A 12325-nucleotide genomic window follows, 5' to 3' on the forward strand; every position below is an offset into this window, starting at 1 on the left:
GCGTCAGGCATGTAACTTTTTCACTCTGCTGGGAAGCCGATTCCCGAGTCTGAAATAAGCCGTGTCCGCCCGCAACCCGAAGGGGTGGCCCGCCATCTATCGGTACCCGCCACGCCGCGTGAATTACCCTGTCAGGTGCAGGGATTCGCACGTCCGCCGCTGCAAGGCGACGCCCTAGCGGGATTTGCCTCGGCCGATATGGGCCACGGCATTGCTGTCAGGCGGCCGGATACGAAAGACTATCCAAGGCAACCGACGGAAGTGACCAGAGTGAGCCGTAACAGTACATTCGCTGCGACCGCGCCGGCGTTTCTCGGCGCCATCATCTTCTCAGTCGTCGGCTGTTCGGCCACGGCGGCGAAGCCGAACGCGTCAGCGGTGGCCTCTTCAACCGCAGCGACGGCGCCCGCCACACCGCTCGCGTCGAGAACCCTTGCCGCAGCGCCTCAACCACCCCAAGGAGCGCAGCCCCAACTGGCGTCGGACCCGGCCCAGTTGGCCGACGACCTGGTCGCCGACGAGCGCGCGCTGCGCGACCCGTCGACGGCGGAGCCGGCACTGACCGCGGCCGCGCACCGCGAGCAGGCCGCGTACCGCTCGATCGAGCGGCACCCCGAATGGGACTCGATCACCCGCCCACGGATCCCGCCGGAACTGGTCGACGTCTACGACCGCAACCTCGATGCGCGTCGCCAGCTTCAGGCGATGACACCCGCCAAAGACACGCTGCCCGCCTGGCGGATCGAACCTCCCGTGCCCGCCGACGAGCTGATGAATGACTACCACGCGGCGGAAGCGGAGACCGGCGTCGGCTGGAACTACCTGGCCGCGATCAATCTGGTCGAGACCCGCTTCGGCAGCATCAACGGCGTGAGCACCGCCGGCGCGCAGGGTCCCATGCAATTCTTGCCGTCAACCTTCGCCACCTACGGCCAGGGCGGCGATATCAACTCGCCCCGCGACAGCATCGTGGCGGCGGGCCGCTTCCTCGCCGCGAACGGCTTCGGCAACGACCCCGCGCACGCCATCTACGGCTACAACCACGCACATGAATACGTTCGGGCGGTCGACCAATACGCCGCACTGATCGCAGCCGATCCGGCCGCGTTCCCCACCTACTACCGGTGGGACGTCTATTACGTGACCACCGCCGGCGACGTGTTGCTCCCCGTCGGTTACGCAGCGCCGTCACCGATCCCGGTGGGGGACTACCTCGCGACGCACCCGCAGTAAGGCGCCGTGCCCACGGGTGATGCTTAAGCGCAGCAAGGGATTCGTGCACAAAATTCGCGTGTACGGCCGCCCTACGCTCGGTCCTTCTTGCGGGCTAAAAACGCTCGCATGTGGTGTTGGGGCTCTCCGGTCAAGAACGCCAGACCGAACTGCTCGATGCTGTCCTCGATCGCCCCGTGCACCGTCATGTCGAACCACTTGTTGAGCAGGCGCTTTTGCTGCCGGACCGCGTGCGGGCCGAATCCGGCGAGCTTCGCAGTGAGTTCGGCGATACGAGAGTCGAGTGCGTCGGCGGCAACCACCTCGTGCGCCAAACCCCACGCGACGGCCGTGCCTGCGTCGATTGTCTCACCGGTCATCAGGAGCCAGGCCGCATGCGACGCCCCGATCAGCGCGGGCATCAAGGCCGAATGGATCACCGAGGGGATTCCGACCGCCACTTCCGGCATGCCGAATATCGCCCCGGATTCGGCGATCCGCAGATCGCAGCACATCGCGACCTCGAGCCCACCGCCGAGGCAGTACCCGGCCAGCCGGGCGATGACGGGGACGGGACATTCGCGGATCGACTCGCACAGAGCTGCGAGCCGACGTATGAACGCCTCGGCGCTCGATCGGTCCAGGTTGATCATCTCGTTGATGTCGGCGCCACCGATGAAAGCCGCGTCTCCCGCCCCGCGCAGCACGACCACCCCGACGTCACCATCGCCGTCGACGGCGCGGAATGCCTGTGTCAATTCCTCCACGGCGCACGTGCCGACGATGTTGAGCCGTTTTGAATTGGTCAGCTCGATGGTGAGTACGCCGCCGTCACCACCGACCCGGACGAACCGCTTCTCCATCGCGTTCACGCACCCCTCATAGGTACTTCAGAGCGATGTCCTGGAGGTGAGCGCACATCTTTTGGCCGGTCGCCCTCTCCAGCTTGATCCCCAGCTCGCCCGCAAGGTTGACGAAGCCCATCAACAGCATGATTTCCCCATCGGGCTCATCGATCACGTTCTCGACGAGCCGGTTCCACGCGAATTCGTTGCCGCTGTCGGACGTCCAAGCGGTCATCACGTCGATGGCTCTGCGGACGTTCTCGCGCACATCCATTCCCGGAGCCTGCCACGACGGCTCGATTACCGCCCGCCAACGGGCGAACCGGCTGGGCCGGCGACGCCCGTCGGCGGCTCGGTTCGACGATTGACTCCGGGCCCGAGCGTCAGTACAGAGGGACCCAGACTCCCATGTACCAGAAGCCCCAACCGCCGAACTGCCAGTTGAAAACCGGGATGGCGGTATAGGAGTCGTACTGGAACGGCCCGAAATCGACCTGCGCGGCGGCGACGTCACGCGGCGGCCCGGACCACGGCCGGTTCCAGCCGCCCGGAGGCGGCGGACCGTCCCAACCCCCGGGAGGCGGCGCACCCACCCAATGCGGCGGCGGATGGCCGGGGGCCGGACCGTCGTTCCAGCCGTGACCCCGCGGCGGGGGCGGCGGGGGTGCCCCGTGGTCCACGACGCTGAAGCCTGCCCGCGCATCACTGGGCCCGCCGACTTGCGCGTTACCGCTGGCGTAGGTGCCACGCGGAACGTAAGGCTCATGTGGTGGTTGGGTACTCGGCGGGTTGAGGGCCTGCCTGCCCTGCGGCGGCGGCGTGTGCTCGTTCGCGGGGGCGTTGGGTTGTCCACCCGGCCCGTTCTGACCGTGGTCACCCGGCTGGTTGTCCGTGCCGCCCTGCTGCGGGTACTGCCCATGGTCGTTGGGCGCGGGCCCGTTCTGGGCGCCCTGCGGCGGGTTGTTCTGCCCGCCCTGCGGTGGGCTCTGCCCGTGCCCGCCCTGGGGCGGATTGCTTTGGCCACCCGGCGCGTCGCCGGGCCCGCTTTGTTGCCCGCCGGGCCCGCCCTGTGGGCCGCCGCCACCACCGGGGTTGCCCCCGCCCCCGCCACCGCCATGGCAGCCGGGGCACGGCGGAGTAGGGTCGAGCGGAGCCGCGAAGACCGAGCCCACGTTCAATGTGACCGCGGAGAGGCTCAGACCCGCCGCGACGGCCGCCGCGCTGACGACACGTTTCATAGACATAGCTGCGTCCCATCTTGGGTATCGATCGCCCGCACTACGGGCACGTCACGTCCAACTCGAATGATTTGGTCACCTGCTGCGGTTGCTGCGGGTTGCTCATGTCGAGCCCGGTTGCGGTGCCCTTGATTGCGTAGGCCTTTCCGTTGACCGCAGCCCCCGCGTTGCCCCCTTGATTGGGGGCCGCGTCAGAAAAGCCGAGCGTGATGCCGTTGACGCTGCCGAGTCCAACCGAGTGCACGATGGGCGGGTTGGCATTGCTGACCACGGCACCGACCCCGGCTGTCGGGTCCCCGATGCCGATGTTGGTGTTGTCGCCCGCCGGCGTGCACGTGACCTGGCCGCTGACGTTCTGAGCCTGACCGTCGACGATGACCTGCGGGCCGGCCGCTGACGGCGACGACGAACCCGACGATCCCGTGTTTGACTTTTTGCTCGAACAGCCGGCGCACGCCGCGACCACTACGGCCACGCCCGCCACGCCGACGACGATCCCACGCTTCACTACTGCTCCCCTTCGTGTCGCTGGTGTCGCACTACCGAACTCGTTGGCCTCGTCAAAGTAGCGAGCACTGGCCAAAGCCGCGGGGCGCGGATACCCGGTACCCGGCAATTGCAAACTCTGTGTTACGCATGGCCGCTCAAGGCAGAACGTGCAATCCCCACCTGCCCAATAGCGGATCGATGAGCGTGAAGTAAGTCGTGTAGTCGTCGCCGTCGGGTGAGGACATCAACAGGCCCACCGCGCTTACGGTGCCGTCAGGGTTCTTCACGAATCCCGGACTGCCGCTGTCGCCATTGAGGCTGAAAACGCTGGCTTCGACAACGTCACCGTCTACGTGCCTGACGTGACCACAGGTCTCACCGGTGACCGCGCCCAATTTGCAGAAAGGCATGCCTTCCCGAATTTGGTTGACGTTCAACACATCCCGGACCATGTACCGTCCGCCGACAGCGCCGAGAGGCGCGCCCACGCTCGGGTCGAGGAGGATGATCGCGGCGTCCCTCGCGTCGCCCTCCTTCTCGCTGGCGGCGATCTTCCCGAGCGGGACGTCACTGTCGTGTGTCCACTGTGAACCGTCGTGGGCGTCGCAGTGGCCGCTGGTCATCAGGTAGTAGCTGCCGTCATTGCCTTGGGCGGCGAAACCTGCTGTGCACGAGGTTTTTTCGTCCTCGACTTTGATCCCCGGCGTAACGCCCGCATCAGCCCGCGCCGGGTTGGCCAGCGTCGTCGCGGCGACGACCAAAGCACCGACCAAGCCCAACCCTCGCAACCACCGCATGGCCACGCCGCCTCTCTTCATATGTCGGCAGCATGCTAACAGCGCGAGCGGGTTTCGGCTGCTTGGGCGCCAGGTATGGCGACCGGCTGAGCGCAACTTTTATCGAATGACCTGCTGGACAACAGCTTCCGACGTGGACGCTTGCGAACTGATCAATCGCCGAGATGCCGTGCAAGGAACCCCAGCACGGCGTCGGCGAAGATGTCGTTGCGATCGCCGGCGACCATGTGTCCCGCACCGCGTACATCGGTGAACTCGACCTGCGGAAAGCGGGCCAGGAATTCGTCCGCGCGCTCCTGGCTGACGAGGTCGCTCATCTGGCCCCGAACCAAAAGCATCGGCACCCCACCGCGCAAAATCGCCTCGACGGCCGCGTGCATGCGGTCGGGGTCGGTGACCTCGAAAGGGGGAAACGCGGCGGTCCCGCTGATGAACTGGGGATCCCAGTGCCAGTACCAGCGGTCGCCCCGGCGGCGCAGATTCGTGGTCAGGCCGTCCAAGTCGGTTGGCCGCGGCCGGTGCGGATTGTATTCGGCGATCGCGTCCGCAACCTCGTCAAGTGAGGCGAAACCCGATTCCACCCGATCGGACATGAAGGCGTGTATCCGATTGGCGCCGGACTGGTCCATGTTCGGCACGATGTCGACCAACACGATCGCGCTGGCGATCCCCGGGGAAATCTCACCCGCGAGCAGCATCGAGGTGAACCCGCCCAGAGAGGCGCCAACCAGCACCGGCCGCGGGGGCAGCGTGGCCAGCACCTCCTGGACATCGCCGGCGAAGCTGGCGACGCGGTAGTCGCCTTCGTCGGACCAGTCGGATTCGCCGTGGCCGCGCAGGTCGACGGTGACGGCTTGCCAGCCACGCTGGGCGACGGCTGTGGCGGCCTTGCCCCAGGAGCGGCGGGTCTGCCCGCCGCCGTGCAGGAACACCACGGCCCGCGCCTGAGGATCGCCGAGTCGGTCAGCGACGATCCGCACGCCGCCGGGTCCCTGGATCGAAAACGGTTCCACTGCCATGGGCATCAGGTGATACTAAGCCGCTTCGGCGCCGACCCGGCGTCGAAGCGCCTCCAATTACGATGCAGCGGGGCGTCCAGAGGAGAAACCGATGCAGCTTGACGAGTACATGTCCTTGGATGCGACCGCGTTGGCCGAACTGGTCGAGCGCAAGCAGGTCACGCCGGCCGAACTTCTCGCATTGGCTCGGCAGCGAGCGGACGCAGTCAATCCGCGGTTGAACGCGATCGTCCGCCGCCTCGGCGACGTGGCGGACCGGCAGGCCGCCGACCCGAACCTGCGCGGACCGTTTGCCGGTGTGCCCTTCGTAATCAAAGACCTTGCCCAGGAGTATCGCGGCTTTCCGACGTCGAGCGGTTCCCGTTCGCTGGCCAACGACGTGGCCGATCGGCACGCCCTGGTGACTCAGCGGTTCCTGGACGCGGGACTGATGATCTTCGCAATGACGAACACCCCCGAATTCGGGGCCAAGGGCGTGACGGAATCGGATTACTGGGGCCCGGCTCGCAACCCGTGGAAGACCGAGCACACTCCCGGCGGCTCATCGGGTGGATCCGGAGCGGCGGTCGCGGCCGGGATCGTCGCGGCCGCCGGGGCGAACGACGGTGGCGGATCGATCCGCATCCCCGCCGCCTGCAACGGATTGGTCGGCCTCAAGTTAAGCCGTGGTCTGTCGCCTTATGGCCCGCAGACGGGCGAGCCGATGTTCGGAATGGTGACGCAGGGCGTCGTGTCACGCACCGTGCGCGACAGCGCCGCGCTGTGCGACGCGATAATCGGCCGCGATCCGCACGCCGCCTACGAAGTCGCCCTTCCGCGAGGCACTTTCGCCGACCACATCAAGCGTCGCCCGGGCGCGCTGCGAATCGGATACTCGTGGTCCTCCGCGATCAACGCACATCCCGATCGGGAAGCCGTCGCCGCGGTGGAACGGACGGTGACGCTCCTCAGCGATTTGGGTCACCGGGTCGAGGAGGTTCCACCCCCGTACGACGACGCCGCCCTGGCGCGCGACTTTCTCACCATCTGGTTCGCGCAGCTCTATCAACACGTTGCCGACGCCAGAGAGCGCACCGGTGCCGGCGACCGCGATTTCGAGGCCGACACCTTGGCCGTGAGTGAACTCGCCCGGGCCACCGGCGTGTTGGCGCCGATTCTCGCCTTGGAGAGCAGAAACAATCACATTCGTTCCCTGGCGACGTTCCACGAGACCTTCGATTGCCTGCTGACCCCGACCCTGGCCACGCCGCCTCTTCGCGTGGGCGCCACGGCGACACCGCGTCCGCTACAACAGGTGGCCCGCGTCGCGAGCAAGTTGCGCGCGGGAAAAGTCATGGCGCACAGCGGGATTCTCGATCAGCTGATTCAGGAAAGCCTGGGCTGGGTGCCTTACACGCAACTCGCCAACATCACCGGCCGCCCCGCGATCAGCGTGCCCCTGCATTGGACGGAGGCCGGACTTCCGCTCGGTGTGCAGTTGGTGGGGCGGCTGGGCGCCGACGGCGATCTCCTCCAGCTTGCAGCCCAGCTCGAAGAAGTCCACCCCTGGGCGCACCGGTATCCGGCGCCCGCCTGACTAACCGGGGGACCCGGGCCTGTCCCCCGGCGCGTGATCGCCTCGCCATAACCTGGCGAACCGCCGGGCCACGTCGCCGAGCCGATACCCCGCTCGTTGCGAGGCCTTGATCCTGCCGAGAGTCTGCTTCCCCTCCGCGGCATAGTCCTTGACCGTTTCGTCGCCTTCTTCAGCGCGCATCCTTGACCTCCGGTGCTCAGCTTGCTTGCGTTCGCTTAACGCTCGGACGGTTCCGACGGCGTCAAACGCTCCGGCGGATCTGCCGGCGCGGGCCGTTCGGGTGTTTCCGTCGGCGTCAGCCGCTCGGGCGTCTCGCTTGGAGTTCCCCGCTCCGGCGGCTCGCTGGTGTCCATCGTTAGCCCTCCGATCGGCTCCGGGTTGCCTACCCGCCGACCCCGGGGATCGAAACGCCTGCGGCCTTGAACTCCGACCCCCGGTCAGGACACCGGCTGCTTGCTGGCCTTCACCGGCGTGGTGCTCGATCGTCCTCGTGGGCAGGGCAACGTTCATTACTACTACGAGGTCGAGCCGCTCGGTGTCTACCTCGCCGAGATCATCACCGGCTCGAACATCACCGTTTTCTACGATTCGGGCGAGGACCTCGTCAAAGCCGCGTTAGCCGGCGTCTCGGCCCGATAACGAGTTCACGTCGGTCTCGTCGGCAGTGTGACCTAGTCGAGACGACGGCGCGACGTCCTCGTCCGAACGCGCTGGTCAGGCCCAGATCGCAGCCGCTGGCGCGCGCGCGGCCGGCCGGAAGGCGACGACTTGGGAAGCGTTCTCGATTGGGGGCTTCACAGCAAGCTAACGCATACTTGACATCATGCTTGAAGCGACATCGCCGCAAACCGCCGTTGCGGTCCCTGGTGATGCGCTGGGCGTGGGCAGAGGTTTGTGATGGCCCGCTCGGGCGGTGCCCATCGCCGTCATCGAGCGGTCCGCCAACCCTCACGTTTCCGTAAAGGGCTGACGCGTACCTTGGGCGCGCTGGTCTCGGTGGCGGCGGTGGGGCTGACCGGGGCGGGTTACTACGTGGCTCACGGCGCATTGGGCGGCATCACCGTTTCGAACGCCCTGCAGCCCGACGATCCGCGGTCCAGCGGCGACGACATGAACATCCTGCTGATCGGGCTGGACTCGCGGAAAGATCAGGACGGCAACGACCTGCCCTGGTCGATCCTGAAGCATCTGCACGCCGGCGATTCGGACGACGGCGGCTACAACACCAACACGCTGATCCTGGTGCACGTCAGCGCCGACAACAAAGTTGTCGCCTTCTCGATCCCACGCGACGACTGGGTGCCCTTCACCGGGGTCCCCGGATACAACCACATCAAGATCAAAGAGGCATACGGGCTCACCAAACAGTACGTCGCGAACAAGCTGGCAAACCAGGGCGCCAGCAGCCAGAAAGAACTCGAGACGAAAGGGCGCGAAGCCGGCCGGGCGGCGACCCTGCGCGCGGTGCGCAACCTGACCGGCGTTCCGATCGACTATTTCGCCGAGGTCAATCTGGCCGGGTTCTTTGACCTGGCGCAGACCCTGGGCGGAGTCGAGGTCTGCCTCAACCATCCCGTCTACGACTCCTACTCCGGTGCCGACTTCCCGGCAGGGCGACAGACGCTGGACGCCTCCCAGGCGTTGTCCTTCGTACGTCAGCGCCACGGCCTGGAAAACGGGGACCTGGACCGGACCCACCGGCAGCAGGCGTTCATTTCGTCGGTCATGCAGGAGTTGCAGGCGGCGGGAACCTTCACCAACCTCGACAAGCTCAAGGGCCTCATGGCGGTCGCGCGTAAAGATGTAGTGCTGTCGTCCGGTTGGGATGAGGAAATGATCCAGCGGCTGGGTTCGCTGGCCTCCAGCGGCCGCGTCGAGTTCCGAACGCTGCCGGTGGTGCGCTACGACAACATCGACGGCCAGGACGTCAACATCATCGACCCGGCCGCGATCAAGGCGGAGGTGGCCACGGCGATCGGCGGCTCGCCCCCGAGTACGACGCCCGCCACCACGGCTGCCAAACCGAGTCCATCGACCGTCGTCGACGTAATCAATGCCGGCAGCACGAGCGGACTCGCGACCGAGGTGTCGCACGCGCTGCAGAACCACGGCTACACCACAGGGCAGACCCGGGATCGCAATACGGGTGAGCCCACGGCGAGCACGGTCGCGTACGGTGCAGGGGTGGAAACCGACGCCAGCAACGTGGCCAAACTCCTGGGCCTCGACGCGCCCAGTCAGCCCGATCCCAGCGTCCAGCCCGGACATATCAGGGTCACCGTGGATACCAATTTCTCGGTGTCGATGGTTGACGACGGCACTTCGGACGAAATGACGAGCACCACAACGTCGACCAAGGCCAAGGCGTACTACTACAACGGCACCACCACGACCTACCCGACGCCGGATCAGGGCAAGCCGATCGACGGCGGCGGCGTGCCCTGCGTCAACTAGCGGCGATCGCAAGCGCGGCGAAGCCGGGCGCGGCGGGTCGCCGCCATCGGGCTAAGCGTGCGTCCCGCCGTCGATGCGGATCTCGGTCCCGGTGATGAACGCACCGTCATCGGAGACCAGCATGGCGATCACCCCGGCAACCACCGACGGGTCCGCCATCCCGGTGCCGCTGGACTCCACGGTGGTCGGCAGGATAGGCATAAGCCTCGAAAACAGCGACCAGTCAGCGTCTTTCGGGATATATCCCCCGGTCGCGTCGGTGATTCCGGACTTGATGCTGCCGGGTGCCACACAGACTGCGCGCAGGCCGTCGCGCGCGTACTCCAGCGCCAGCGAATGGGTGAAGGCCTGGATGCCGCCTTTGCTCGCCGCGTACGCCGCCATGTATGGGTGGGCGAACGAAGCCGAGGTCGAACTGAAGTTGACGATCGCGCTGCGCGAATTCTCCAGTAGCGCCGGGAGCGCTTCGCGCACAACGAGAAACGTCCCGGTCAGGTTGACCCCGACGATCTGGTTCCACATTTCCAGGCTGGTCTGGTGGGTGTGCGCGGCGCGCAGGATGCCGGCGGCATTGACCAATGAATCCAGGCCGCCGAGCTTTTCGACGGCCAGGCACACGCCGTCGATCACCGAGTCCTCGTTGCCCACGTCCATCGGCACGGTGGTGAGGCGGCCGGCGGTCGCGGCCCCGGCCGCGCGGGCCCTGGTGGTGTCCAGACCGCCCTCGGCGACGTCCGAGGCGACCACGTCGGCGCCCTCGTCGAGGAGCCGCAGCGCGGTCGCCTGCCCGATCCCCGACGCGGCGCCTGTGACCAGAATTCGCTTGCCCTCGAGTCGATTCATTGCTGCTCCCGTGCTCGTCGCGTCACTAGGCGCTCATCATCGCAAAGGACGGCCCCCAACAAGGCAGAGTGGATGCATGGACATCGGATTTATCGGCTTGGGCAACATGGGCCGGGGAATGGCCGCCAATCTGATCGGGGCGGGTCATCGGGTCACCGTCTACAACCGCTCCCCCGGCAAGGCGGACGCCCTGGTCAAGCGGGGCGCCATCGCCGCCTCAACCGTCGCCGAGGCGTGCACCGGCGAGGTGGTGTTCACAATGCTGGCCGACGACCACGCCGTCGAGGCCGTCGCATTCGGCGAACACGGGATCCTGGCGGCGCTGGCGCCGGACGCCACACACGTCTCGTCGAGCACCGTCAGCGTCGCCCTCTCGGACCGGCTGGCCGGCGCGCACGCTGAGGCGGGTCAGCGGTACGCCGCAGCGCCGGTATTCGGCAGACCCGAAGCGGCAACTGCCGCAGAGCTTTTCGTCGTCGCAGCCGGCGAGCCGCCGGTGCTGCAGGCACTCTCCCCACTGTTCGACGCGATCGGCCAGCGGACCTTCGTGGTGTCCGAGCAGCCGCACACCGCCAACCTGGTCAAGCTGAGCGGCAACTTCCTCATCGCGTCGGTGATCGAGAGCGTCAGTGAGGCCGTCGCGCTGGTCGCCAAGGCGGGGGTGGACAGGCAGCAGTACGTCGACATCCTCACCTCGACGTTGTTTGCGGCGCCCGTCTATCAGACATATGGAGGACTGATCGCGCGCCGGGAATTCGAGCCGGCCGGGTTCGCCGCCCAGCTGGGCCTCAAAGACGTTCGCCTGGCGCTCGCCGCCGCCGAGCAGTTGCAGGTGCCACTGCCGGTGGCAAGCCTGCTGCGCGACCGCTTCCTCACCCTGGTGGCCACGGGCGGCGGGCACCTGGACTGGTCGGCGCTCGCCACACTCGCCGATCGAGACGCCGGCCTGGTGTCAGACGACTCCGCGTAGCCCGTCGGCACCGAACGCGGGTTCCAGCATCGCGGAGTAGTCCGGGCCGCGCCGCAGCATGAGCCCACCGTCGACGTTGATGATCTGCCCGGTGATGTAGGACGCCGCGTCGCTGAGTAGGAACATCGCCAGGTTGGCCACGTCCTCGACCTCGCCGGGCCTAGGCAGCGGCGTGCACTCCCGGTAGTCTTCGCTGACCTCCGGCACAGCGAAGACCGGGGCGACCAGATCCGTGCGGATCAGGCCCGGCCGGATGCTGTTGACGCGCACCCAGGACGGCCCGAGCTCGTCGGCGGCCAGCTGCATCATGTGGTCGACGGCCGACTTGCTGACCCCGTAGGCGCCGAACCACCGGTGGGTGTTGCTGGCCGCGATCGACGAGATGCCCACGAACGAACCCCCGCCGCCGCGGACCAGTTCCCGCGCGGCGTGCTTGAGCACGTACATGGTGCCGTTGACGTTCAGGTCGACGGTGCGTCGCCAGCCTTCCGAGTCGATCTGGGTGATCGGCCCGATCGTCTCCGAGCCACCGGCGCAATGCACCACCCCGTGGAGCTGACCGTGCCAGGCCGTGGCGGCGTCCACCGCGCGGGCGGCCTCCTCCTCATTGGTGACGTCGGTCGGCTCGTAGCGAACGGACCCGCCGCCCGGAAGCGCTTCGATCTCGCTGACGGCCCCCGCCAGCCGGTCGGGGTTGCGGCCCACGATCATGACCGAGGCGCCTGCCGCGACCAGCCCGGCGGCCACGCCCTTGCCGATCCCGCTGCCACCGCCGGTGACCAGATACGTCCGGTTCTCGAAAGAAAGCTGCACGCGACGCCCTCTCAAACTGAAACAGGTTCTAGATATCGAACCACGCATAAAACTCGCCGCGGCAACGGG

At 67.0% G+C, this 12325-nt stretch carries 14 protein-coding genes; 5 read left to right on the plus strand and 9 right to left on the minus strand.

Annotated features, from left to right (window positions below):
* The first annotated feature begins 270 nt into the window (after positions 1-270).
* Complete coding sequence (locus tag A5678_RS22775) at positions 271-1233, plus strand: lytic transglycosylase domain-containing protein (protein WP_068047222.1); 963 nt, start codon at positions 271-273, stop codon at positions 1231-1233.
* 71 nt (positions 1234-1304) lie between these two features.
* Here A5678_RS22775 and A5678_RS22780 read toward each other — a convergent pair whose 3' ends face one another.
* From A5678_RS22780 to A5678_RS22805, 6 genes are all read right to left on the minus strand, one after another.
* On the minus strand, positions 1305-2075 hold the full coding sequence (locus A5678_RS22780; RefSeq protein ID WP_068047340.1) for an enoyl-CoA hydratase: 771 nt from the start codon (positions 2073-2075) through the stop codon (positions 1305-1307).
* Between the two features lie 16 nt (positions 2076-2091).
* A complete protein-coding gene (locus A5678_RS22785) occupies positions 2092-2331 on the minus strand; it encodes a hypothetical protein (RefSeq protein WP_068047223.1) in 240 nt (79 codons plus the stop codon).
* Positions 2332-2440: 109 nt separating this feature from the next.
* Entirely contained in the window at positions 2441-3295 is an 855-nt protein-coding gene (locus A5678_RS22790) for an MAP_0585 family protein (RefSeq protein ID WP_068047228.1), read from the minus strand.
* 40 nt (positions 3296-3335) lie between these two features.
* Positions 3336-3803, minus strand: coding sequence for a lipoprotein LpqH (locus A5678_RS22795; RefSeq protein WP_068047230.1), 468 nt, complete (start codon positions 3801-3803; stop codon positions 3336-3338).
* A 136-nt stretch (positions 3804-3939) separates the two neighbouring features.
* Entirely contained in the window at positions 3940-4587 is a 648-nt protein-coding gene (locus tag A5678_RS22800) for a S1 family peptidase (protein ID WP_068047352.1), read from the minus strand.
* Positions 4588-4733: 146 nt separating this feature from the next.
* Positions 4734-5600: an alpha/beta fold hydrolase gene (locus A5678_RS22805; protein ID WP_197502229.1), complete on the minus strand. Its 867-nt coding sequence runs from the start codon at positions 5598-5600 to the stop codon at positions 4734-4736.
* 91 nt (positions 5601-5691) lie between these two features.
* Between A5678_RS22805 and A5678_RS22810 the strand changes: the two genes are divergently transcribed.
* Positions 5692-7176: an amidase gene (locus A5678_RS22810; protein WP_068047232.1), complete on the plus strand. Its 1485-nt coding sequence runs from the start codon at positions 5692-5694 to the stop codon at positions 7174-7176.
* Here A5678_RS22810 and A5678_RS28080 read toward each other — a convergent pair whose 3' ends face one another.
* Entirely contained in the window at positions 7177-7356 is a 180-nt protein-coding gene (locus A5678_RS28080; protein ID WP_068047235.1) for a hypothetical protein, read from the minus strand.
* Positions 7357-7629: 273 nt separating this feature from the next.
* On the opposite strand from A5678_RS28080, the gene A5678_RS22820 reads away from it, so the two are divergent.
* Together A5678_RS22820 and A5678_RS22825 are read left to right on the plus strand one after the other, a co-directional pair.
* Entirely contained in the window at positions 7630-7815 is a 186-nt protein-coding gene (locus A5678_RS22820) for a hypothetical protein (RefSeq protein WP_068047250.1), read from the plus strand.
* A 258-nt stretch (positions 7816-8073) separates the two neighbouring features.
* Positions 8074-9630: an LCP family protein gene (locus A5678_RS22825; protein WP_156747045.1), complete on the plus strand. Its 1557-nt coding sequence runs from the start codon at positions 8074-8076 to the stop codon at positions 9628-9630.
* Positions 9631-9681: 51 nt separating this feature from the next.
* Here the strand turns inward: A5678_RS22825 and A5678_RS22830 are convergent, their stop codons facing one another.
* Positions 9682-10473, minus strand: a complete 792-nt coding sequence (locus tag A5678_RS22830) for an SDR family NAD(P)-dependent oxidoreductase (RefSeq protein ID WP_068047254.1) — start codon at positions 10471-10473, stop codon at positions 9682-9684.
* 76 nt (positions 10474-10549) lie between these two features.
* Between A5678_RS22830 and A5678_RS22835 the strand changes: the two genes are divergently transcribed.
* On the plus strand, positions 10550-11443 hold the full coding sequence (locus tag A5678_RS22835) for an NAD(P)-dependent oxidoreductase (protein ID WP_068047272.1): 894 nt from the start codon (positions 10550-10552) through the stop codon (positions 11441-11443).
* Here A5678_RS22835 and A5678_RS22840 read toward each other — a convergent pair.
* Entirely contained in the window at positions 11426-12256 is an 831-nt protein-coding gene (locus A5678_RS22840; RefSeq protein WP_068047281.1) for an SDR family oxidoreductase, read from the minus strand. The genes A5678_RS22835 and A5678_RS22840 overlap by 18 nt on opposite strands.
* Between the last annotated feature and the right edge of the window lie 69 nt (positions 12257-12325).

Source organism: Mycobacterium sp. E2733, from assembly GCF_001667585.1.
Taxonomy (GTDB): domain Bacteria; phylum Actinomycetota; class Actinomycetes; order Mycobacteriales; family Mycobacteriaceae; genus Mycobacterium.

What these genes read in the sequence shown, in the direction of transcription:
- A5678_RS22780 (WP_068047340.1), bottom strand. Translation starts at nt 2,075, where the DNA reads ATGGAGAAGCGGTTCGTCCGGGTCGGTGGTGACGGCGGCGTACTCACC.
- A5678_RS22785 (WP_068047223.1), bottom strand. Translation starts at nt 2,331, where the DNA reads ATGGATGTGCGCGAGAACGTCCGCAGAGCCATCGACGTGATGACCGCT.
- A5678_RS22790 (WP_068047228.1), bottom strand. Translation starts at nt 3,295, where the DNA reads ATGAAACGTGTCGTCAGCGCGGCGGCCGTCGCGGCGGGTCTGAGCCTC.
- A5678_RS22805 (WP_197502229.1), bottom strand. Translation starts at nt 5,600, where the DNA reads ATGGCAGTGGAACCGTTTTCGATCCAGGGACCCGGCGGCGTGCGGATC.
- A5678_RS22810 (WP_068047232.1), top strand. Translation starts at nt 5,692, where the DNA reads ATGCAGCTTGACGAGTACATGTCCTTGGATGCGACCGCGTTGGCCGAA.
- A5678_RS28080 (WP_068047235.1), bottom strand. Translation starts at nt 7,356, where the DNA reads ATGCGCGCTGAAGAAGGCGACGAAACGGTCAAGGACTATGCCGCGGAG.
- A5678_RS22825 (WP_156747045.1), top strand. Translation starts at nt 8,074, where the DNA reads ATGGCCCGCTCGGGCGGTGCCCATCGCCGTCATCGAGCGGTCCGCCAA.
- A5678_RS22830 (WP_068047254.1), bottom strand. Translation starts at nt 10,473, where the DNA reads ATGAATCGACTCGAGGGCAAGCGAATTCTGGTCACAGGCGCCGCGTCG.
- A5678_RS22835 (WP_068047272.1), top strand. Translation starts at nt 10,550, where the DNA reads ATGGACATCGGATTTATCGGCTTGGGCAACATGGGCCGGGGAATGGCC.